This is a genomic window from Treponema sp. J25, from assembly GCF_004343725.1.
In the GTDB taxonomy this organism is placed as follows: Bacteria; Spirochaetota; Spirochaetia; order Treponematales; family Breznakiellaceae; genus J25.
In genome coordinates this window covers 1-23,096 of the sequence record NZ_PTQW01000015.1, presented here as the reverse complement: position 1 = coordinate 23,096, position 23,096 = coordinate 1, and the positions used below count along the sequence as shown (strand labels likewise).

The window sequence follows — 23,096 nt, the reverse complement described above, 5'->3', positions numbered from 1 at the left end:
GACCTCCTCAGGGGGGCCCTCTTGCAAAAGGATCTTATTTTTGAGTCCTTTCCCGATAGGTAGCCACAAATTCTTTGATTTTAGCTTCGATCATATCTCGAACCTGGCGTACCTGTTCCATGATTTCTTCATCGGTTCCGGTAAAACTAGAAGGATCCGGGAAAGGCCAGTACAACCGTTCATGAATTCCGGGGAAAATAGGACATTTTTCCGCCGCCTCTCGAGAACATACGGTGATAACAAGGTTGTAGTGTTTTCCCGCTCGATAGAGGTCAAAAACATCTTTGACCGGATTATGGGAAATATCAATCCCTACCTCAGCCATGGCCCGGACCACATAGGGGTTTAGTTTCCCCGGTTCAAGGCCCGAACTCTCCACATCGAAATACTCTCCGCCGTATTTTTTTAAAAAGGCCTCTGCCATCTGGCTACGGGCTGAATTATGCACACAGAGAAACAAAACCTTTATCATAGTTCCCCCTTTCCATTTTTTATTACTGTAAAAGTAAAATATTAAGGAATTATTAAGGAAGGACTAAAACAATATAAAAGCTTTTTAGAAAAAGATTTCTTAATCTTAGTCTGGTGGTTTCCAGCTTTTCTAGAGATATTTGTTATTTGCTGAATAGTTCCTTACGGGAAGACTTCTACGGGAATGTGGGCATAGCCATTTTGTTGAAGGAACTGCCGCAACGAAGCGGCCCGCTCTTCCAGATAGGCGGGAGGAGCCATCCCTGCCCGGGGGTCATGAGGGGAAGGACGGGCTTTCCCATAGAGGTGGACCCGTCGGGGTCCCCGCACAGGGGGTGTGTTTTGAAAGCAGGAAACAGATACCCCATTTTCACCAGAGGCTGGATTCAGCGTTCCCTTTTCAAAAGATTCCTTACCCCGTTCATTCTGCCCCGCCTGACAAAGACGGAGAATGAAGTGTTCCCACGCAATAACTTCGGTATCGGGTGGTAATACGCCGTCTATGCTACATACCATCGTTTGCACCGTAAAGGGGGCGTGGGCAGCAAACCGCAGAAAGGCCTTATGAAGGCTCTCCCTGGGTATGGAACTCCCACTCATACGACGAAACCAGTCATCGGTGACCGCATCCACCTTGAGCCAGATATCCAGATTAAACTCCCCGCAGGCCGCCACCACCAGGGCATCAAAAATTTCAGGCCGCAGAAAGCCAGTTCCGTTGGTAATGAGTACCAGAGCAGCAGAAGGCACCAGTTCCATTCGGACCCGGTGAACCATTTCAAGGGCGGGGACAAAAAAAGGCGAAAGGGTCGGCTCTCCATTACCGGAAAAGGAGATGTCTCTGATAGAGTTCCGTCCAGAGAGGGCCTTTCCTTCGCCCTTTACGCTATCCAGTAACGATATGTGATGCCGAAGTTGTTGCTCCAGGCTTATTAAAAAGGCGTCTCTTTCGTTGGAGGAAAGGGTAACATTAGGGCTTCCATATCCCGAGGCCCCGAATGGAAAATCTTTTTCCAGATTCTGTTCTGGCAAAACCGGAGGGAATACTTCGCAGTAGGGACAATCAAAGGAACACACCTTTTCAGAGAGGAAAAGGTTAATGCCTAAGGAGAGGCCCCCGCTGCGACGGGAATACACGGGATACACAAGAGAAAATTCTGCATGTTTTTCCTCGGGCCCCCGAATGCCTTTTCTATTCTCCACAGCGACCTCCTGTAGTACTCTTTTTGCAAAGGATGCCCTGTCCCTTTTTATTTACTCTTTTAGTCATTTATTTCTCTAAATTCAGTATATTATAATCATGGAAACGAAAGAAAGAGCCCAGGCATACCTGGGAGGCGGATGTTTCTGGTGCATGGAAGCGGTCTTCGAAATGGTTCCGGGGGTTATCGACGTAACCAATGGATACGCCGGCGGAACGACTCCACAACCAACCTATCAGGCGGTATGCACCGGCAAAACAGGCCATGCTGAAGTGGTACGAATTACCTATGATCCAGAGCAGATTAGTTACGCCGAACTTTTAGATATCTTCTTTACCAGCCACGATCCAACCACCGAAAATCGCCAGGGAGCCGATGTGGGGCCCCAATACCGTTCCATAATTCTGTATCAAACCGAAGAAGAAGCGACCATAGCCCGACAGAAGATCCAGGAACATCAGGCCTATTGGCATCGCCCCATCGTAACCGAAGTAGTACCCCTCACAACGTTCTGGGAAGCGGAAGAATATCACCAGGACTATTACCGTAATCATCCCTATAATTCATACTGTCAATTTGTTATCAGCCCAAAGGTAGAAAAGATTAAAAGCCATGCCTTGTTAAGGCAAAAAGATATGATACATCAGAAACACATTCAGTAGGAGGCTGTATGTTAGTCGTTGGTACAGAGGCCCCTTCTTTCACCTTACCGGACGAAGAAGGGAATTTGCACAGTCTATCAGACTTTAAAGGGAAATGGGTTGTTCTTTATTTTTATCCCAAAGACAACACGCCGGGCTGTACCACTGAAGCCTGTTCGGTACGGGATGTCTACGACGCCCTTCTTGCTCAAGGAGCGGTGGTAATCGGGATTAGTAAAGATAGTCCCCAAAGCCACAAGAAATTTAAACAAAAGTACAACCTTCCCTTTTATCTTTTGTCCGATGAGAGTACCCAGACCATGCAAACCTACGGGGCCTGGGGAGAAAAGACTATGTATGGCAAAAAAGTGATGGGGACCATCCGTTGTACCTATATCATTGGGCCAGACGGCATTATTAGAAAGGTATTCCCCAAGGTACAACCGGAAGGTCATGGGGAAGAGGTCCTGAATTTTTTAAAAAATTCGAAATGAGGGTTTGTGAAGGTCTCTGAATAAAACAAAGGGGGAGAGGAAAGAGACCTGTGAATGTCGGTACAAGGAAACCGGATGTCCACTTTCCAAAAAAAGAAGGGAAATTTTATTGTTATAAGAATAGATAGGCGTAAAAGGATATCATTTGAGGGAATGTAAAGGCTTTTTACTCAGAAAGACCAGTAAAAAAACCCTCTGATTCCGCAATCTGGAGAAATTTTTGCCGATTTCGAAAAAGCACTACAATATGATTGTCTTCTGCAAGATAACACAAATGGCGAAGCTTCTTATTTTGCAAAAGCAAATAAGCTGTTTCTATCTGTCCTGAGACATCAAAAACCATTGCTGTTTCAGAACGACTCAACAGAGCAGCCCGATCTCGAAGTCCCTTAAAAAACCGTTGCCAGCGTTCAGAAGGTTCGGGATCTATAAGTCGTTTAAAGGTAGTTATTCTTTTTTCCACATCTTTAAAGTTTTTACAACCCCGCACAAAAGAAGCTTCAGTCACTCGATACCGCTCGTTTCCCAGCGGTTCGGCAATTTGACTCAGAAAGAGTTTCCGTTCCAAAGATGTACCCCGAAACGTGATTAAGAGTAGGTCCTTATCTGCCAGAACTTCATAGGAACCTCGATCGGGAATCTGGTAAGATTGGAGTAAACCAAGGCAATACTGCCCCAACTTCGTAACCCGAACCATGGAAAGTCCATCATAGACCGAACAAACCTTTCGGGTATTCGTCTGTCCAGTGATAAGAGAAGGCTCCGGGATTTCTTCTACAATTTCTACCAGTCCTAAAAGAGCAAGCAAATACCAATATCCTTTAAAAAGGGGTAAATATAAAAGGCGATGGGCCTGGGGACCCCACACACATATTGATCCAGTATAGTTGGACTCTATAATTTTATCACCCTCAATCACTACCCCTTGGGCAACCTTATGAAGAGCATACTGTTCAATATAAGGATCAGCAAAACTAAATCGATACCCCTGTAAAAAAAGAGAACGATACAGGCGTTCTACCGAATACCATCCACCATTTTGAGCACATTCGGTAAAGACTTCAGAAAAGAGGAAGCGACACTGAGGTATACTAAGAGGTAAGTCTCCATCATTAATACGTCGTAAGGAAAGATGCTCCGCCAGCACAAGGAATTCAAAAAAGCTCCCCATTTTAAGAGATACCAGGTTTTGTTTTCCCTGTACAGGGAAAAACAAATAAAACAATTGCTGAACCATGGCAAGCATATCATTCTCTTGAAATTTAAGTTCCTTTCGAAAGGGAACGTACCACCTGAAAAATAGTTCGATCGGATCAAGGCCTAAGGTACCTCCGATGGGGAATTCAGGTTGCCCCGAAAGGGATCGCATTTTCCGGATAGTTTCTTTTTTAAGTCCTTTTTTAAGCCACTCCACAACGGTTTTATCAGAATTTTCAGTATATACTTCTTCACAGACTCGGACCAACAAAGAACCATTCTCGAGAATAAAACTTTCATTACTCCAGAAAGTGGTGGGTTCCTTTTCTTCTCCCGTGTAGACATATCCTTCTGGCTTGTCTAAATACTGGAAAAAGATACGACGAAATATCTCATGCATCCAGCAAAAGCCTGATCGGAGAACAACAAAAAGGCTTAGGCCGGGTTCTTTTGCTACATCAAGAGAATCCGGTTCACCAAAATAAGAATAGGACTTTTCCTTCGTAAGATGAACCCCATATTTTTTTTCTAGTTCCGCATAATTCACAAAAATCTCAAAGGTCCCCCTGTAGATTGCCTCTTTGAGCCAGAGTGGTTGCTGGGCCAGAAACAAGTCTAGCCTTTCCTTATTAAAACTCATCAGGAAATCTGCAAAAAACGAAACTAACTTTTCTTTGGTGGAGATTCGTTTAAACACATCCTTCCCTGCAAAAAATTGGATCATCGGTTTTAATGTTACCAGAGTAAGTCCTTCAAAAATTTGGAGGAGTTCCTTTTTTGTAGGAGGAATCATGAGCATCGAGGTTTTCATAGAACGGTAACTCCCTTATCTTTTCGCTTTCCCCCTAACAGGAATTGGATATCTTCAGGGGTTAGAGACTTTACCAGATCGCCATCGTTATTAAGGATGGTGTTTACCAAATCTACCTTTTGTTGCTGGAGTTGCAGAATCCGTTCTTCGATCGTATCCTTTGCAATAAGACGATAACTAAAGACGGGCTTTGTCTGCCCTATTCGATACACCCGATCTATTGCCTGGGCTTCGGCAGATCGATTCCACCAGGGGTCAAAAATAAACACATAATCTGCGGCGGTTAAATTAAGCCCCACGCCACCGGTTTTAAGGGTCATGATAAAAGCTTTTATTGAAGGATCGGTTTGAAAGCGATGAACCAGGGATTGACGGTCCACGGTAGCTCCGGTCATTACCAGGTGCGCCAGGCCGCGCCGGGACAAATCTTCCGATAGAGTTTCCACCGCGGCAATGAAATTCGTAAAGACAAGACATTTATGACCCTCTGCGGCCAAATTTTCTATCATGTCAAGAAGATATTCCCGTTTTGCCGAAATCCCCGGATAAGCAGATTCTTCTTCCGGAATACCCGCGAGCCGCCGAAGGACGGTCATAGCCCGGAGCAGTAAGAATAATCCCTTTACCACATCTCCTCGTTCAAAACATTCATTCACCGCTTCCCGTTGTTCTCTTTCTATCATTTGATACAGCTTCAAATGCTGGGGATCCAACTCTATTAACATAGTTTGTTCTGTCTTTTTAGGGAGTTCTAAAAGGACATCCTCTTTTAGTCGGCGCAAAATAAAGGGATAAATTTTAAGCCGCAATTCCCGGGCTACTTCCGCGTCTTTGTTTTCCTGGATAGGCTGCATATAGGTATGCACAAAGTCAGACCAGCTACCAAAAAGAGAAGGATTCAGGAACGCAAAGAGACTATATAATTCTCCTAGATTATTTTCTATCGGTGTTCCACTCATGGCTATCCGATACTGTGAGGAAAAACTTAAAATTGCCCTGCTTGTTTTATTTTCCATGTTTTTTATATTCTGGGATTCATCCAGGATTATATATTCCCATTGAATTGCCTGGAAAAGTTCCTGATCGATCCGAGCCGTGGTATAAGTAGATAAAACAACCCGGAGTGACGGATCCTGAAGATCTTCTTTATCTCTTTGGGAACCGTGGAAAATTCGATAACCCAGTTCCGGAGCAAAGCGCTTCAATTCGGCTTCCCAGTTGTACAAAAGGGATCGGGGCATAAGAATAAGGCTGGGCCGACAAGGTGCCTTCTGGTAATGTTTTCTGAGGAGTGCTAAAACTTGGACCGTTTTTCCGAGCCCCATATCATCCGCCAGACAAGCCCCGAGTCTATGGGAAGTTACATGGGCAAGCCACCGTACTCCATAATTTTGATAGGGACGAAGGGATCCTTCTGCCAGAGGGTATGTTTCCTCTTTTTCTGCTAAATGATTGAGCCCCACGTAAAATTCCCGGGCCTTTTCCCAACCATCCCCTTCGGCCTGAATATTTGGCAATGCTATAAGAGCCGGATAGTTGAAAAAGGAAATTGCTACTTTTTCTTTCTCCCTCGAATTTACTGAAACAAGACGCCGAAGACGCTCTATTTCCCTTGGGAGCACATAAAGCCGGGTATTATCGGCCAGTTTTATATATCCTTCTTTTACATAACTATGAACAAACTCATGAAAAGAAAAATCCTTTCCTTCTATCTCGATTCGTGCTTCTCCTCCCAAAAAATCAATCCCCCAGGAAAGTCGCATTTTCAGCAAGGGTCTACTCAGCCGGACCTTATACCGATGAAGCACTTCTGATTGAAGAAGCACAAAATGATTCATCAATTCCACAAAATGATTAGCTATGAGATCTTCTGCAACCTCAGGGGTTAGAATAAAGTAACTTTCTTCCTGGAAAACACCTTTTTCGATACTTTTCCCCTGTTTATATAAAAGGTTTTTAAACGACTGCACTGGGCTAGGTCCATACAGAACCTCTGCAATTTTGATCGTTTTAAAATCCCTATCGATTTCTGCCAATCTTATGATATCCTGCTCCTCCAGGAAACCAGGAGGATATCCTTCAAGATAATACACCGGCCTCAGATGAAGATACCCATAGGGATCTACCTCTTTGAACAAAAGAGCCCCTTGGGTTATCCTCTGCTCGCCCTGATAGAGGGTGAATCCTTCATACTGAATGCCCAAATTAGGGAAATTGCTTACCACAAGAGAAAGATGAATAGAAAGATCTTGCTCTTTACATGCCCCTTCTATTGCCGGTACCTGTTTCCAGAGGGGACCTAGATCTTCGACCTGATATAAAAGTCCATTGCAGAGTATCCGTTCCCGATGAACAGGGAAGAATTGGCGGCTCTGAACGGCTTCTCTTGGGACGATAAGCACGGACTCATCATCCAGATTCTGTAAACCAATATGAAACGCCACTTTTTCGTCTGTTTCTTTTGTTAATTGGAGGAACAATCGATAGGTCCCTTCCGCTTTTTTAAGGGGAGAAAAGGAAGCATCTACCAAAAGTCCTGTGGAAATTACAAGGTCAAGGAGAGTCGAGGAGGGATCACTAATACCCTGAGAATCCTGAGGATCTTTTTTATCAGAAAATGGGAAAATGACAGTATTGCCCCAGAGAGAATTCCCTTTCTGCCCCATCTCTTGCTGAAACTGGGTCACATACTCCCGTAGGGCAAGCCGTACATTCCCGGGATATTGCCGGTAATCAGGGATAGAGGGATTCCCCTTATCATCCAGTACAACGAGAACAGCATGTTCCGGTTGTATTAAAAGACAAAAATAGAAAGGCTTTGCCCCATCTCCTTTACCTACGGTTTCCTGTATTTTTAACACCCGTCCCATCGGGAATGTTGTACCCTATTATGAGTACCCTTGAAAAGAGAGCCTCGTGAATACCGATACAAGGGAAACAGGAGGTCCACTTTCCCCAAGCCCCGAGACTTTCGGTAAGGAGGTTTTCAGAACGGAACAGATACTAATTGATCATCTTTGCAGTACGCCCTCCCCTACTATCATCCTGATGTAATTGCTTTTCAGCCCTTAAAATTCTACAATTGAAGAGAATTTTTGCCGATAGGTACTAGGAGATACCTTAAAAAGTTCAAAACGAGGGGTAGGAACGGCACCCCCTGCTGTAAGAGGAGTACCCAAGGAGTTTTGTGTGAGCGGTGCACAAAAGGTAATCATCAGTCTCTTAATCGCCACTCTTCTCGGTACCATCTTTGCCGTTGTAGCTTTCATGGGTATCTTCGATACCATTGAAGCCCGTTTTTATAATCCCCGAATAACCCAAAATATCCGCGACCAGGTTACCTTAGATGCAGAAACGACGGACCAGTATATCACTGAGCTTGAACAGCGGTTTGAACGCTTTCTTAAAGAAGGGGCCCTTCGCCGGAGTTTTTTAACCAACCAGAATCGGGAAGATATTCTGGAACGGGAACGCCTTTCCAACGCTCTTATGGAAACCACCGCGGGGCTTCAATCGATTCGCTGTATCGATAGCAATGGGAAGCGCATTCATTACTCTACCCTTAAAGAGGATATACTCCGACAGGATGCCCAGTCTATCGCCTATAAGAATTACGGCGAAAATGAACGGGACGTACCCTACGAACAAATTCACCGTGCTACCGGTGATTCTCCCTTGATTCGCTTTGATGGGACCTTTGACCGTATTCTGATAGCCTATCCTTTTTTTGATGACCTGGAGGTATACAAAGGAACCATCCTCTTTACCCTTTCCAGTAGGGGACTGGTGGAGCACCTGGTACAAACCGGCCGCCTTAAAATAGGAGAGGATGTAGCCCTCATTGGGAACCCGGGGGGTCTCATCACCCTTTTCCCCCACAACGCCGAGCAAAATCTTTCCGAAACTGTCCAAAGCGCCTGGACCCAGGGAATTCTCGGCCCCATCCCCCTTATCTCCGGGACTACAGCTACTCGCTTTGTGTTGGTTTCTGTAAAAAGCCCCCGGGGCTTCTTTGTGGGCCGCATCGTTCCATCCCAATTTTTCGAATTCCCCTGGATCTTTAAAGGCATTTTACTTCTCTCGTTTTACTCCACCGTGTTCCTTATTACCCTTATAATATTAAACCTCCGACAGGACAATCTTTCCCTCATCTACCAGCGTTTAAAACGGTTACAGCTCGCCCTGCTTCAGGAGTATCTGGAGAAAAAACAGGAGATTGATTGGAACCGCTGGCTCCAGGAACTGGAGCAACGCCGGGATGAAATCCGTAAAGAACTGACCCGGGGCCTAAAAAAGAAAAAAAGGAAAGCCCCGGATATCGATGCCTTGATTGATAAATCGTGGGACGAAATTCTCTCTGCCCTGGGGGCAAAGAAAGAACAAAGTCCAACCATTACCTGGGACGAAAAGAAACTGCAGGAAATCTTTGAGCGGGTCTTGGCCTCAAAGCTGCCCCTCTATCTTACTGGAACAGGGGCCGGCGGCACCGCAGCTTTACAACAACGGGTAACAGCCCCAAAAGCCCCTACACCCCTTCCTAAAAAAACGGCGCCAGGGGCCTATCATACCGCGGATACAACGGGGGCAGAACCTGTGGAAGAACTGGATTCCCTCGAGGAACTACCCGACGCCGATTCTGAGACAGAACCAGAAGCACTAGAGAGCATCGAAGAGGTCGCTCCCATAGAAGAGGTAGCAAACCTTGAAGACACTGCGCCAATAGAAGAAGTAGAAAATCTCGAGGAAGTCCCGCCCGCGGAAGAAGCGGAAAGCCCCGAAGAAGTTACCCCTGTAGAAGAAGCGGAAGGTCTTGAAGAAGTTGCATCCGTGGAAGAGGTGGAAAGCCTAGAAGAGGTTGCCCCCGCAGAAGAAGTAGAAGAATTCCCGGAAGAAGGGGAAGAATTACGAGAAATCACAAGAGAAGAAGGGAAAATAGCAAAACTCGCCCCCGAAGAAGAAATACAAAAAGAAACAGGGGATTCCAGTCTCTTAGAAACGGTAGAAGCATTAGAAAGCCTTGAAGAAATCCCCGAACTGGGCACGTTGCTAGAACCAGGAACAGAAAGCATCGAAGGGGGAGGAACCTCACCCTTTATCGAAGAAATCCCCCTGGAGGAAGATATCCAGGCAACTTCAGAGGCTTCCCCCGCAGAGGAGAGTACCTCCATCGAAGGTTTTCCCAAAGGAGGAGAAGAAAAGCATTCCTCCCTTGAAATCCTTGAACAAGAGCCCCTCGATACTATTAGCCGTTCTATCGAGTTTGCGACTGAAAAAGAAGCGACCTCTGCAACAGAGACTGATTCCTTTAGTGATTTTCCGATCGAGGTGGAATCTCCATTCAAAACATTATTCTCGGATTTAAAAATTCCCCATGCGGAAACACTGGAATCAGAAGAGGATGCCCAAACAAGAGAAGAGCCCATCCCCGAAATTCCCCCACTATCAGAAGAGGACCTTCCCGCAGCGGAGGCTTCCACAGAAGAAGAGGCATATCTGGAAGACCTGGGCGCTTCCTTTAGGGGGGATATTCTATTTTCTCCCTTCCTGGTAAAACCTGGCGACGTGACGCTGTTAACCCCTGCGGAGGAAGAACAAAATGGCAAAGACGGAACAAAGAGAGCCCTCCCGGAAGAAGGTCAGTTAGAAGAGCTAGAAGAAGCAGCGGAGGTGGAACCCCTTTCTGCTGACCCGTATACCCAGGAGGAAAGTCAGATAAATCTCTCGTCGTCCCCCATCATAGAAGAAAAAGAAGGGGTCTCCTACATAGCGTACCAGCTCTTTGTTGATTCTGAACCTTCAACCAACCTGGACCCCCAGTTAAAAGAACTGATCGACACAGTACTTCATTCCCCAGCACAGAAAAGATGATACTGATGCCGCCCCGTGTTAGCCTGTGGGCCCTTCAATAAAGGATTCACGGTCTCTGTTTAGTGTGACTTCCTTGGGCAGGCGCGAAGCTCTTTGAGAAAAACCCTTGTTCAGACTCAATAAAAAATGTACAGTACCTTTTATGAAGTACGATGAGGCAAGCCCCTTCCTTCTCTGGTCTTACCGCATCCTCCTGGCAATCACCCTTATTCTTGTCATTATCATTGGTGGGGGGACCCTTATCACTGGTATTACCAAAATGGCCCAGCCCACTAGAAACACCCAGGAGAAAAATCCCTCCTCTCAAGAAGTGGCCTACTTTCAGGGATTGGGCAGGATGCGTCTTACCACAGCGGATAATCCCCCGGCGGTGGTAGTTCTGTTTATGGTGTTCCCCTATACTCCTGGAGACCGGGCTTTTGTGGAGGAACTGAGCAACCATATTCCGCGGATGAAAGAGATAGTCCAGGATATGGTACATCATCAGACCAAAAAGGAACTTCAGGAAAAAGGAGAAGAACCTCTAAAGAAAGAAATCCTTTCCCGTTGGAACAGTCTCTTTCGTCTCGGAAAAATCCAGGACCTTCATTTTAGTGAATTTCTTATTTTAGAGTAACAGGGAACTTAGGAGTCTTTCAAAAAATGATACCCCAAAGCGCCCCGACAAGAACTATGCAAGATATACCTTTATTAAGGCCCCCGATGTGTTTTTACTTAATCGGAATGCCTGCATCATGATCCCTCGCTTTTTTTAAGAAGCACTCACTATTACCTCTGCGGTAAAGCGACGATTCTTTTCATCGTAGGTAAGACTTTGAATCTGGGCATACCCCTTTCTGCAACCAGACAAACGGACCGCCCGCTCTATAGCATACATGGCTGGTTGGAGGGCTTCCCCTTGTGGGGGACCTAGCTGGTCCCGACTAAAAATTACCCGATACACCTTACCAGCCGGCATTTCCCAGCGTTGAGCATATAATTCCACCGTATACAGTTGAATTTCCGTATCTAGCTTTTCTCGTTTTAGGATCCGAAAGCCGCCGTTCTGGGGATACTCAAAACGACGCTTATCTCCCGAATAGGAGAACTGGACCGGTACATAGGCCATAAGGGAAGGAGCAAGATAGGCTTGCTCGTTAAAATCATCATTTTTTGTAAGCGCCAGGGTATATACTGAAAGAACCCGCGGTATTCCCCGCATCTCAGCGGACCCTAAGAGAGGCCCCGCTGAGGTATCTTCATCTCGTTTCCCCATAGAGAAAACGAACCCAACTCCTACTACAAGCAAAAGAAACACTCCAAACTTTTTCATGCTTTTTACTGTACCACAGAAGAGAGCTTTTTTCTATTTCAATATAGATATTTTAAATATTTTTAGCTTTATTTACATATCGTAATTGATTTTGCACCTTTAAGCTATGCTTTTTACAAGCCCTTCAGGGTCCCCCTTTCTTACCACGGGCTTAACACGGGCCCTCAAACAAAATTTGACGAAGTTTTCCCTCTGTTTTACCCTTATGGTATGAATATCACGACCTATACGGTAAAACCAAAGTTACCCGCCCCGTTACAACCCCTGGAGGAGCTGGCCCATAACCTGTGGCTTTCCTGGAATTTTGATGCGGTCATGCTCTTTATCCGCCTGGACTACGACACCTGGCTCCACTCACAACAGAACCCGGCTCGGATGCTGGGCATGGTAAGCCAGGAACGGCTTGAAAAAATGGCCCAGGACGATTCTTACCTCGCCGCCCTTAAGGAAGTGTATAACCACTTTCAGCGGTACAAAAAGGGGGAACGCTGGTATCGAGGTTCCCATCGAGACGTGATAGCCTATTTTTCGATGGAATATGGGCTTGATGTATCCCTTCCCATTTATTCAGGGGGCTTAGGAATTCTTTCCGGGGATCACATGAAGACCGCCTCCGACCTGGGACTCCCCCTGGTAGGGGTGGGGCTTTTGTACCGACAGGGATACTTTAAACAATACCTGAATGCAGACGGTTTCCAGCAGGAATCCTACCCCGAAAATGACTGGTATAACATGCCGGTAGAACGGAAGCTCAAGAAGGATGGAAAACCCCTCCTGATTTCCGTAGACCTCGCGGGGAGGGTTACCTTAGCCCAGATCTGGGAAGTAAAGGTGGGGAGAAATTCCATATATCTTCTCGATACGAACATCGAAGAAAATGCCCCAGACCTTCGGGACATTACCGCCACCCTCTATGGGGGCGACCGGGAAACCCGCATCCGCCAGGAAATTCTTTTAGGCGTTGGGGGGATCCGGGCGCTCCGGGCCCTCGGCATAAATCCTGCCGTAGCCCATATGAACGAAGGGCACTCAGCGTTCCTGGGTCTCGAACGGATCCGGGAGCTCATGGAACAAGAGGGGCTTACTTTTTATGAAGCCAAAGAAGCCCTGTGGCCTACAAATGTATTTACTACCCATACCCCGGTACCTGCCGGTAATGAGCGGTTCAGTATCGATCTCATGGAAAAATACTTCCGCTCCTGGGCAGAGCACATGGGCTTATCCTGGAAAGAGTTTCTTGCCCTGGGCCGAGAAAATCCCGACAACGAAGGAGAACAGTTCTGCATGACCGTTTTAGCCCTGCGACTCTCGGCCTATTGCAATGGCGTCGCGCGGCTTCACGGCAGGGTCTCCCGGGAAATGTGGAAAGGCCTGTGGCCGGGGCTCCCTGTCTCAGAAGTGCCCATTGGGCATATTACCAATGGCGTCCATCCCCGCACATGGGTCTCCAACAACATGGTGGAACTCCTGGACCGCTATTTCGGTCCCCATTTCGAAGAAGAACCCACCGACCTTTCTATCTGGAATAGGATGGATCGAATTTCCGACGAAGAGCTATGGCGAACCCACGAACGACGTCGGGAACGACTCGTGGCCTTTGCCCGGGACCGCATTCGCCGACAACTGGAACGGAATGGCGCCACCGACAGTCGCATTCAGCAGGCAGAGGATGCCCTTTCGCCCTACACCCTTACCATCGCATTTGCCCGTCGTTTCGCCACCTATAAACGGGGGAATCTCCTGCTCCGGGACCCGGAGCGCTTACTCCGGCTACTCAAGGACTCAGAGCGCCCCATTCAACTTATTTTTGCGGGCAAAGCCCATCCTCATGATCTACCAGGTAAGGATTTAATCCGGGAAATAATCCACTTCGCCGAAAAATACGACGTAACCAGTAAGATCGTTTTTCTTGAAGACTATGATATGACCATGGCCAAGTACCTTACCAGTGGGGCCGACCTGTGGCTTAACACACCCCGCCGTCCCCTGGAAGCCTCAGGGACCAGTGGGATGAAAGCCGCCATGAATGGGGTTCTTAACTGCTCTATCCTCGACGGCTGGTGGGACGAAGCCTATGCCCCCGACATTGGCTGGGCAATTGGTCGGGGGGAACAGTACACCGACATGGAACTCCAAGACAATGTAGAAAGCCGGGCCCTCTACGATCTACTGGAGCGGGAAATTATTCCCCTCTTTTACCAACGGGGCCGGGATGGGCTCCCCCGGGAGTGGATCCGGAGGATGAAAAACTGCATGCGAACGATTGGCCAATCCATGTCGAGTCATCGCATGTTGATGGAATATTCCCAGAATTATTATTTTCCGGCCCTTAAAAACTACCGGCGCATCCGGGCGGGTAACTATGAAGAATCCAAATCCCTCGCGGCCTATCTCCAGAAACTTAAGCTCAACTGGCCCCAGATTGCCGTTCTCTCGATGAGCTCTACCGCTCGGCCAGTGATGCAGCGGGGCGACTCCCTTACCGTAAGCGCTTGTATTCGCCTGGGCAACCTTCAACCGGAGGAAGTGCGGGTAGAACTATACCATGGAACGGTGTCTAATCAGGGAGTTATCGAAGAGGCCCAGCGGGACGAAATGAAACCGGTTCAGAAAGAGGGGGACTGTTATCGTTTCCAGGTGCGGGTGCAATGTACCCAAACCGGAAGGCAGGGACATACCGTACGAATTCTCCCTAAACACCCGGCGTTGGTGCACCCTTATCTACCCGGTTTTATCAAATGGGGATAACCCAGACATCTTTACATTCGCACGGGAGCCAAAAGCAACACGCTCTTACCTTCAAGGGCCCTTCTTTTCTAAAAGAAAAGGATCCCCTACTTTATTTGCGAAAGGATTGTTCCCCACCTTCAGGGCCAGCCCTTTTGCTACACCTCTTCGTCAATCCTTGTCCCTTGATAGGGGGGCAAGGGGGCGGGTTGAATTTCTTCTCCTGAAGGCTCCGGCGCTTCCTGGGGAACCGTTACCGTTTCTTGGGGTGGCGGCGGGGTCGTAATCCCTACCAAGGAGGTATCGGCCCCTGAAATAATCTCTGCCATACAAACCTCCATTAAACCCTTCATTTTAAATATACGATTTTTTTCAAGAAATAGCAAAAAATAGGATTCTATAGGTTACTGTCGGTGTATCGCTTCATGCTCGTATCCTCCGCCACCGAGCTTATCACACCTCCTCACCTTGTACAGATGCGCTCATGGCAGCGGGTACGGTTACTGAAATTTTCAGAAAAATCAAAAACCCAGGGAAAATAAAGAAAAGGCCCTCTGAGGGGATAGAGAACTGATTCTTACCTGAACATTGGCCGCTAAAAAACAGAGCAAGGGATTTAATGGGTAACAGGCCCCTGAGTATGATCAAGGGACAGGAAATGACCAAACCGTTCCTTCTTGGTAGCGAGGTAAAAACGGTTATGTTCCTGGGCAGGTAATTCCAGGGGGACCCGTTCAATGACCCGCATTCCCGCCGCCTCTAATTCCTCCACTTTCTTGGGATTATTGGTAAGGAGCCGCACACTTGTTACCCCAATTTTCTGGAGCATCGCCGCGGGGACCCGAAAGTCCCGTTCATCCGCCGCAAAGCCCAGGGCAATGTTTGCATCGTAGGTGTCATATCCCGCATCCTGAAGGGCATAGGCCCGGATTTTATTCACTAACCCTATTCCCCGGCCTTCTTCTTGATGGTACAACACGATTCCCCGCCCTTCTTGCTCAATAAGTTCGAGGGCCCGATGCAATTGGGGGCCACAATCACAGCGGAGACTTCCGAGGGCATCTCCCGTAAGACAGGCCGAATGAATCCTTGTAAGGATTCCCTCTCCGTCTCCTATGTCTCCCTTCAAAATAATGATATGGTCCTTTCGGTCCCGATTATTTACAAAACCGAGAATAGAAAAATGGCCAAACCGGGTAGGGAAATCCGCCACCGATACCAGTTTTACACAGATTTCTTCTTCACAGTGCTCGCAATCTAACTTGTACGGGCACCGTCTTAAAGCCTCTAAATCCTGTTGTACTATCTCTTCTACCGTAGGTCGTACCAGCATAGTATAGTTATTTTATCATGTTCTTAAAGATTCATACAATCCTAATTTTATCAGAGCATCTGGTACAAATATCTTGCTTCCATAACAGGAAACAACGTCGTGGCCAAATTTGATTGCCCATTTTCTACTTCTATTCAACAGGATATCACGTTTAATTTTCAAGCAAAATAATTTCTACCCGGCGGTTTTTACTGCGGCCCGCTTCGGTACTATTATCTGCAATGGGGCGTTCTGCTCCATAGCCCCTCGTAATCACCTGTTCAGGTCGACGAACTCCTAACGTAAGAAGAAAATCCGCCACCGCCCGGGCCCGTTCTTCCGACAAACGGTGGCGGCCCTGGGCTGTACCGGCCAGAGCTGTATGACCTGCAATTAAGAGGTCCCGATCAGGGTATTTTTGCAGGATCTGAGCAATCTGTCGTAATTTTTGCTGTTCCGATGGCAGGAGAACCGCCGATTCGGCCTCGAACTGGATGTTTTCCAGGCTAATTACCACCCCTTCTTCGCTAACTCGCACCGAGGTATTTTCTATTTTTTCCCCCGAAAGGGCCTTTTGTATATCTTGAGCTACCTGTTCTCGATTCATGGGCTCGGCTTCATAGAGATCGGCCCGGGCCGTTCCACGGTATTCAACAGTCTGCCCATTAGAAAGCTCTATCACAATTCGAAAGGTTTCTCGATAGGCCGCCGGCTGGCCCAGTTCCTTAGACCAATAAACGCTTTGGTCAGAGGATCCCATAATCCGCAGGGGATACAGGGTTCCCCGCACTGGGGGTCCCTCATAAAAAATAGTATATCGGACCGTGAAGGTTGGGTAATCTTTCCCCTGATAGGGCTGAGTTCCGACATACGTATAATGGGCGACAAAAGGGATACGGTAAGGTTCGACAATTCCAAAACTATCGCGAAAATCATGGACCTCTTCCCCCGGTGCAGACCAGATATCCCCTGGCGCAAGTTCCCGGTCAGGAAAAAGGGGGACATCCCGTACCACTGGCATGTAGTATTCTTTGCCAATGGTGTAACGTCCGAGGGGATCCCTATCAAAAACAGAACGATACTCTCGACTCCAGCTAAAACTTCCCCATCCCGCAACGCTGCTGGTTCGCTCCGAGGTCTGGAAAATGGCATCGTGCCGTCCCGTACCATTGGCAGATACATCCGTGATAGTAACCGCAATGCGATTTAGAATCTCCGCCTGATGAGTTAATCTACGATTAATATACACATCTTCCTGTACTACTGATAAAATACGGAACTTGTCACCCTTTACGTAGGAAAATCGGAACTGTTCAGCCTGCAAAGGAACAAGCGCCAACCCCATTCCCAGGATAATGAAAATCCTCAGAGCCTTACCCAAGGAGAAAAACGCGAGAAACCAGAAGGAAGTTCTATTTTTTCCACAAAGCACATCAGCATTTTTAACACGGCCTCTCGTTTCTCTTACTGAGAAAAAACGCTTTTCTTTAGAGCCGTGCCCCCCAAAACATTCTTCCATGCTATTCCCTCCGGCGGTTTTTCTTCTTTTATCACCACTCAATAGAATACTTTAGAGATATCTATTTTAAGTAAGCTGCATCATTTTATCTACCGCCATGTTCTTATTAAAACGTTTCTCTAAGGTTACCTGATTTCCCTTCTCATTGTACACGATACGATCAAATGCTAACGTACTCATCATGATCCCTCGGCCATGCTCCAAGGGCTGTTCTTCCTGAAAAAGGGGATCAGGCAAAGGGCCTTTAAGGTAACGTGCATGATTGAAGCCCTTTCCTTCGTCGGTAATTCGGTATACAGCCCGTTCGGGGGTAATAGAATACTCAATGCGAACCCGTCGATTCTTATATCGAGGATGCTCTTTTCGTTCCGCCAGGAATTCAAAATACCGTTGTTCCTTTTGGGCCCTGGTTTTTTCTTCGTAACTCACTTCGAGATTCCCGTGTTCAATTGCGTTTATCACCATTTCCCGGAGTCCCATCATCGCCAGGGTAACCTCTTCTTGCGAAATATACCGCCCTAATTTTGAACATATATGCCGACAAATTTCATCGGCCGCCGTCAGCGTATTTTCAATGGAATAATGTTCCCGTCCTTCCAGGAAGGCTTCTACCAGGCTATTATGCGTTTCTGGCATAGCCCGAAGAATAATCTCATGGGCATTTGCATACCTAATTCTCTCGAATCTTAAGGTACAGGGAATCGGTTCTCCGAGGGGACTTGCCAATTGAACTAAGAGTTCAACCGGCTCTGAGGAACGTTTTAACCGTTCTTTAAGTTCGTTAAACTGCTCTTGCATTATGTGGGTCGTCCGTTCATCCTGATATAACGTATCCATGAGATTTACTGGCCCCGGCTTTTCTTTGACCGTAAGATTGAATAATTTTTGAGCCGCGGGGTTGTATTCCACCATGCAAAAGTTCATATCCAGGAGAGCCACCGCATCGGTGGTTCCTTCAAAAAGGCTGCGATACTTTTGGGCATGGAGGGCCATCTGCTCTTTGGAAACAGTAAGTTGCTCGATTGTTTCTTCTAATTTCTGGTTTGACATGCTTAACTGTTTAAACACAAAATTATATCGATTTGCGAGGACCCCTGCACATCCTATGGTGAAGAAAAACAAGCCATAGGGAGAATAGAGACGGTTACTTAAAATAAAAATAGCATCTATCACATCGTACAGGGCCGTAGAAAAAAGAAGCAGGGTTCCTAAAAACACATTACCCTGCGGACTATGGATAAGTTGATCCCCCAGAACAGCCCAGTACGAAGGAGGATTACCCATCTGCTGTAAACGATGCCATCGCCGATACACCATCCCCAAAAAACGGAACGAAGAACTATAAAAAAAGATATATAAAATCATTGCAAGGGCCGAAAACTGCCAGATTCGCAATAAATCATGAGCAAAAGGCATCGGTACCCACGCAGTAAAAGCCACAAGGAGAGCGCAAAAACTGGCATAGATAAGAGTAACAAGACTTGTCCTGTTTTCATGAAGATTGTCGATAAAAGCGGATACGGCAGGTATGACAAAATAAAGGAAGGAAAACTCCATCCGGAAGGTTATATCCGTATTGGGAATAAAAGAATATATAGTGTGGGTACGGGTGAAATAATAAAAACTAAGGATAATAGAAAAAAGCCCATAGTAAAAGTTGTATTTATCTTGCCGTCGGATAAAGAAAAGAAATATATAATAAAGACCTATAAAGCAATAGATCCCGCAGAGCACAAGGGTCCAGGTCTCATCTCTCGTTTTCTGGACCGTTGTAGAGTCTCCAATAAAGAAGGGCTTTGCGAGCCAGAAACCTGTTGCAGTATGACTATCTTCACCAATAGTTCGGATGGTTAACAGGTTTACCCCTTTAGCAAGAATCCCTTTATCAAAGGGAAGCGCCACCTGACGATAACTGCGATGGGATGTTAACTTCCCTTGCGCATCAAGATATACTTCACGCCGGAGGAGAGCACCATTTAGGTAAATCTCCCAGTTATCACCGATTCCTTCCAGATACAAGCCGGGCACTAACGAAGGGGTCTCCATGAGAAACGGGAACATTTCTTCGGGTATCTTAAAGGGGATAACATAGGTATACTCAAGTACCGGATACTGCTTAAGTTCCATAAAGCTATGATGGTGCGCTTCATCTATATCAATAAAGCGCACTACCCTATCTGGCGCAGGTTTCCACACTTTCCATGCGGGTTCAGAAAGGTCAGGGGGTATCTTACAATACACAGGATCAAACCCCTGCCGCACATAAAGGGGATACTTATTGAGATCTATGAAGAAGATTTTCTCTTCTCCATAACCAATAAGGGGAACCGCTGGTATCAGCACTAAAAATAACAAAAGGTTTAAGGGATACTTCGTACTTTTCATTAAGCTTAAGGATAGCCAGTCTTTTTCAAGATTTCAAGGAAATACAGAGAAGTTTTTACGGTCTTTTAAGATACACGGTCAGAATTAGGTAGTCATTACGCACGTTCAGATTTGTATTGAACCAGCGGATTGGTAAACGCTATCAGTGAAAACACGAGCACTTTTCCTGGTACGGTAGTATAGGTTTCACCCATGAGTTGGAAGGAGGCTCATGGCAAGAGTTCCCCTTCGTACCATCGCCCCCTGTTGAAAGCCCGTCACTTTGTTCAAGGACTTCCTCCTTGACAGTTTAAAAATAGGCTCTTAGACTGATACATAATCAGCGTTGCTGCTTTATCCTAAAAAGCAAGCTTTTCCGAAGCAATTCGTTTGAGCCTGCCTGCCCTAGAGAGGAATTCTAGCTTTTTCATCCCGCAAAAAGCAAAGAAACAGAGGTGTGATCATGAAAATGTGGCGTATCGGAGCTTTAATTGGAGCCTTCCTTCTAACAAGCTTTATTTCGTGCGGAAGTGTACCAACCTCAGTAAATAACCAGATGGATCCAGAAACCAGGAAAAGAGTCAGTGAAGCCTGTTATGAAATAGTCGTAAATAAACCTGAAAAGGATACCCTTTCCTATGAAAAAGAGCTTCCCTGGGATCTTATCCCCTATAACATCCGTAACGATAAATATTATTCTATTGGCACAGCCTTTGCAGTTTCACCTACCGAACTGTACACAGCATTTCATGTCCTTGATCTAAAAAGTGATTCACAGGTTTACAAAGATTTCTATATTAGAGATAGAGAAGGCAAAGTATACGAGATCGATTCGATAGTCTCTTTTGATAACCACAGAGATTTCATTCGTTTTACGGTAAAGGATAAAAAATTCACTACATACCTAAACCTAAGGAATTCCTATGCGGTGGGAGAAACCGTATATGCCGTCGGGAATGCATACGGAGAAGGGATAGTACTACGGGGCGGAGAGCTGATTGGGACCTATCCAGAAGAAGAAGAAGGTCGTTTTAATTTACTTAAGAGCTCTTCGGATGTGAATTTTGGGAACAGCGGTGGCCCCCTGGTTGATAGCAAAGGGAATGTTATCGGGATAGTTATTCAAAGAAAAGATAACATTGCCTATTCTTTGCCTATCGTAGAAGCAGAAAAAAATAAGGGCGAAGGGATATTTCATGTCCGTCATACCTACGGCTTTCTCTTACTTCCACAGAAGAGATTAGCAAAAAGCTTTGATTATTCTACGAAACTTCCCCAAAACTATAAGGAAATCAAAAAAGAATATAAGGCAGCCTATGAGAAAGAATATATTAAAGCTATGGAGGAACTATTCGAAACTCAGGGCAAGGGACTATTCCCCAAAGGGGAAGAATCTCTTATCCCTCTTTTTGATTTTGCTGATAGCTTTCTTTTACAGGTTAATTACCTCAACAACGATAACAATAGATGGTATATGTCCAACATTTCATATACAGAGACCAAAATTCAAAACAACGGTGTAGTTCGAGTGGCGAATCCAGATAACAGTGTATTCTTTGTTGATATTACGCGACCTGATAATATATCCCTCGAGGAAATGATAAAAGATCAAAAAACATGGTTAGATCTTTTCTTACAAGGGAAAAATATAAATCGTGATTTCAGTAATGTGAAAATCAGGATCTTATCTTTTGGTCAACCAGTAAAAACAGAATCCTATATAGATGCCTATGAACGAAAGTGGCAGATAGCAACATGGATACTTGATTTTTCAGACGAGGCCGTAATTGCGTGCAGCACCCCCACCCCGGAAGGCATTTCAGCAGTTATATTTGTATGTAATACGGATGAAATAGAACTGTACAAATATGATGCTCTTAAGACCCTTAATAATATCCAGTTATCTTACTATGCTAGCCTTAAGAACTGGAAAGATTTCCTTGCTCTAAAAGAATACCTGCCCCAGATATTCAAGAAAATAGACATGACCTATACAGAACAACAAAGATTAGCCATAAAGACCCCCAATATTTCTATCAATCTTAATAACAACATCTTCCCCATCAACGATGAGATTCGACTAGGTATAAACATGGGATACCTTACAAAAAAAGGAAACGTATCCTGGGACATACGACGGATTCTTATCGGTGAATATCAGAAAGACAACTACATAGAACTTACTAACTGGGTTAGCCCCGATCCACGATTACCAAAAGATTATATTACCTTTTGGAAAAATATCGTGAATGAGGAACATCCATACACCATGAAACCCTTTGTTCATAACAAGACCACCCAAGTAGCCTCGGTTATCAAAAAGTATTACACCACACCAGAAGAGGTACATACCTTGTACACCCTTTTTCTTGTAAAAACAGGAACAGTAGAAGAGGCAAAAATTCTAGAAGATTATAAAAAAGCCCTTCTCAGCATCGAAATCAATCAATAAGCAGGACAGGCATCATTCTCTTTGTATGGCCAGGGGCCCCAAAAAGAATGATGCCCCCATGCTATTCCCTTATAGCCGTCTTATTCTACGATATACGTTAACTCGGTAGAGGTGTTTGTCGACACATTTGCATATTTTACTTCATCACCATCGACCTTAATACTTACCCGGATTGAATTATTTTGTTCTGAGCTTGTATTTGTTACCTTTATGTATGCCAGGAACGGACAATCATCATCCCGTATGGTCTGCACCCCCGAGGACCAATACTGGCCACTTATATTATAAACCCGTACAATCTTCCCTGCCTTATAATCATTGTATTCGATATTCGCAGAAATGTTACTCCCCGTAATCACATATTCCAGTTTTGGCGCATAAAAGAATATGTCGCACTGAGTAAATAGCAAGAAGGTACAAATTACGAGAGTAAAAAGTAAGATTTTTCTTTTCATACAATCCTCCATTTCATTATGTGCTATGGTAGATTATAGCACGGAGGGGGGAGAAAAACAAAGGATGCTCATTTCTAGAAAAGAATAATTCCAATAAAAAAGCCTATCTAGTGAAGAAGGCGAAGCTAGATAGGCTTAAAACAGACTCACCGCTATTTGTCAACAAATTTGTCACCTATTTATGCACCCTTTCTATGAATTATTTTCTTGGTCTCATTGGATGGATTTAAGTACACAACCCGCTGAACCTTCCACGTTTTAGGGCCACCTT

16 protein-coding genes are annotated in these 23,096 nt (G+C 45.7%); 6 read left to right on the top strand and 10 right to left on the bottom strand.

Annotated features, from left to right (window positions below; all coding sequences use genetic code 11):
• Positions 1-34: 34 nt before the first annotated feature.
• Together C5O22_RS06020 and C5O22_RS06015 are read right to left on the bottom strand one after the other, a co-directional pair.
• On the bottom strand, positions 35-472 hold the full coding sequence (locus C5O22_RS06020; protein WP_132780310.1) for an arsenate reductase ArsC: 438 nt from the start codon (positions 470-472) through the stop codon (positions 35-37).
• A 161-nt stretch (positions 473-633) separates the two neighbouring features.
• Positions 634-1,674 (bottom strand): radical SAM protein, encoded by a 1,041-nt coding sequence (locus C5O22_RS06015; RefSeq protein WP_132780309.1) that lies wholly within the window; start codon positions 1,672-1,674, stop codon positions 634-636.
• A 97-nt stretch (positions 1,675-1,771) separates the two neighbouring features.
• Between C5O22_RS06015 and msrA the strand changes: the two genes are divergently transcribed.
• Entirely contained in the window at positions 1,772-2,335 is a 564-nt protein-coding gene (gene msrA, locus C5O22_RS06010) for a peptide-methionine (S)-S-oxide reductase MsrA (RefSeq protein ID WP_132780308.1), read from the top strand.
• Positions 2,336-2,343: 8 nt separating this feature from the next.
• A complete protein-coding gene (gene bcp / locus C5O22_RS06005; protein WP_132780307.1) occupies positions 2,344-2,808 on the top strand; it encodes a thioredoxin-dependent thiol peroxidase in 465 nt (154 codons plus the stop codon).
• A gap of 166 nt (positions 2,809-2,974) precedes the next feature.
• Here the strand turns inward: bcp and C5O22_RS06000 are convergent, their stop codons facing one another.
• Entirely contained in the window at positions 2,975-4,816 is a 1,842-nt protein-coding gene (locus C5O22_RS06000) for a hypothetical protein (RefSeq protein ID WP_132780306.1), read from the bottom strand.
• The gene (locus C5O22_RS05995; protein WP_132780305.1) at positions 4,813-7,686 is read right to left on the bottom strand and encodes a DEAD/DEAH box helicase; all 2,874 of its coding nucleotides are present in this window, start codon (positions 7,684-7,686) and stop codon (positions 4,813-4,815) included. Before C5O22_RS05995 ends, C5O22_RS06000 begins: the two co-directional genes overlap by 4 nt.
• Positions 7,687-8,005: 319 nt before the next feature.
• Between C5O22_RS05995 and C5O22_RS05990 the strand changes: the two genes are divergently transcribed.
• Positions 8,006-10,684: a hypothetical protein gene (locus C5O22_RS05990; RefSeq protein ID WP_132780304.1), complete on the top strand. Its 2,679-nt coding sequence runs from the start codon at positions 8,006-8,008 to the stop codon at positions 10,682-10,684.
• Between the two features lie 142 nt (positions 10,685-10,826).
• Entirely contained in the window at positions 10,827-11,300 is a 474-nt protein-coding gene (locus C5O22_RS05985) for a flagellar basal body-associated FliL family protein (protein WP_132780303.1), read from the top strand.
• 135 nt (positions 11,301-11,435) lie between these two features.
• On the opposite strand, the gene C5O22_RS05980 is transcribed toward C5O22_RS05985, so the two are convergent.
• Positions 11,436-11,996, bottom strand: coding sequence for a hypothetical protein (locus tag C5O22_RS05980; protein ID WP_132780302.1), 561 nt, complete (start codon positions 11,994-11,996; stop codon positions 11,436-11,438).
• A gap of 210 nt (positions 11,997-12,206) precedes the next feature.
• Here C5O22_RS05980 and glgP point away from each other — a divergent pair, with 210 nt between their 5' ends.
• On the top strand, positions 12,207-14,744 hold the full coding sequence (glgP, locus tag C5O22_RS05975; RefSeq protein WP_132780301.1) for an alpha-glucan family phosphorylase: 2,538 nt from the start codon (positions 12,207-12,209) through the stop codon (positions 14,742-14,744).
• Positions 14,745-14,881: 137 nt separating this feature from the next.
• Here the strand turns inward: glgP and C5O22_RS13480 are convergent, their stop codons facing one another.
• The 4 genes from C5O22_RS13480 to C5O22_RS05960 all read right to left on the bottom strand — a co-directional run bounded on the left by C5O22_RS13480 (position 14,882) and on the right by C5O22_RS05960 (position 19,939).
• A complete protein-coding gene (locus C5O22_RS13480; RefSeq protein ID WP_165910429.1) occupies positions 14,882-15,052 on the bottom strand; it encodes a hypothetical protein in 171 nt (56 codons plus the stop codon).
• A gap of 287 nt (positions 15,053-15,339) precedes the next feature.
• Positions 15,340-16,056, bottom strand: a complete 717-nt coding sequence (gene ribA, locus C5O22_RS05970; protein WP_132780300.1) for a GTP cyclohydrolase II — start codon at positions 16,054-16,056, stop codon at positions 15,340-15,342.
• A gap of 151 nt (positions 16,057-16,207) precedes the next feature.
• Positions 16,208-17,380: an OmpA family protein gene (locus C5O22_RS05965; protein ID WP_132780299.1), complete on the bottom strand. Its 1,173-nt coding sequence runs from the start codon at positions 17,378-17,380 to the stop codon at positions 16,208-16,210.
• Between the two features lie 240 nt (positions 17,381-17,620).
• Positions 17,621-19,939, bottom strand: coding sequence for a 7TM diverse intracellular signaling domain-containing protein (locus C5O22_RS05960; RefSeq protein WP_132780298.1), 2,319 nt, complete (start codon positions 19,937-19,939; stop codon positions 17,621-17,623).
• A 442-nt stretch (positions 19,940-20,381) separates the two neighbouring features.
• On the opposite strand from C5O22_RS05960, the gene C5O22_RS05955 reads away from it, so the two are divergent.
• The gene (locus tag C5O22_RS05955; RefSeq protein ID WP_132780297.1) at positions 20,382-22,370 is read left to right on the top strand and encodes a S1 family peptidase; all 1,989 of its coding nucleotides are present in this window, start codon (positions 20,382-20,384) and stop codon (positions 22,368-22,370) included.
• Positions 22,371-22,450: 80 nt separating this feature from the next.
• Here C5O22_RS05955 and C5O22_RS05950 read toward each other — a convergent pair whose 3' ends face one another.
• On the bottom strand, positions 22,451-22,825 hold the full coding sequence (locus C5O22_RS05950) for a hypothetical protein (protein WP_132780296.1): 375 nt from the start codon (positions 22,823-22,825) through the stop codon (positions 22,451-22,453).
• Positions 22,826-23,096: the final 271 nt, after the last annotated feature.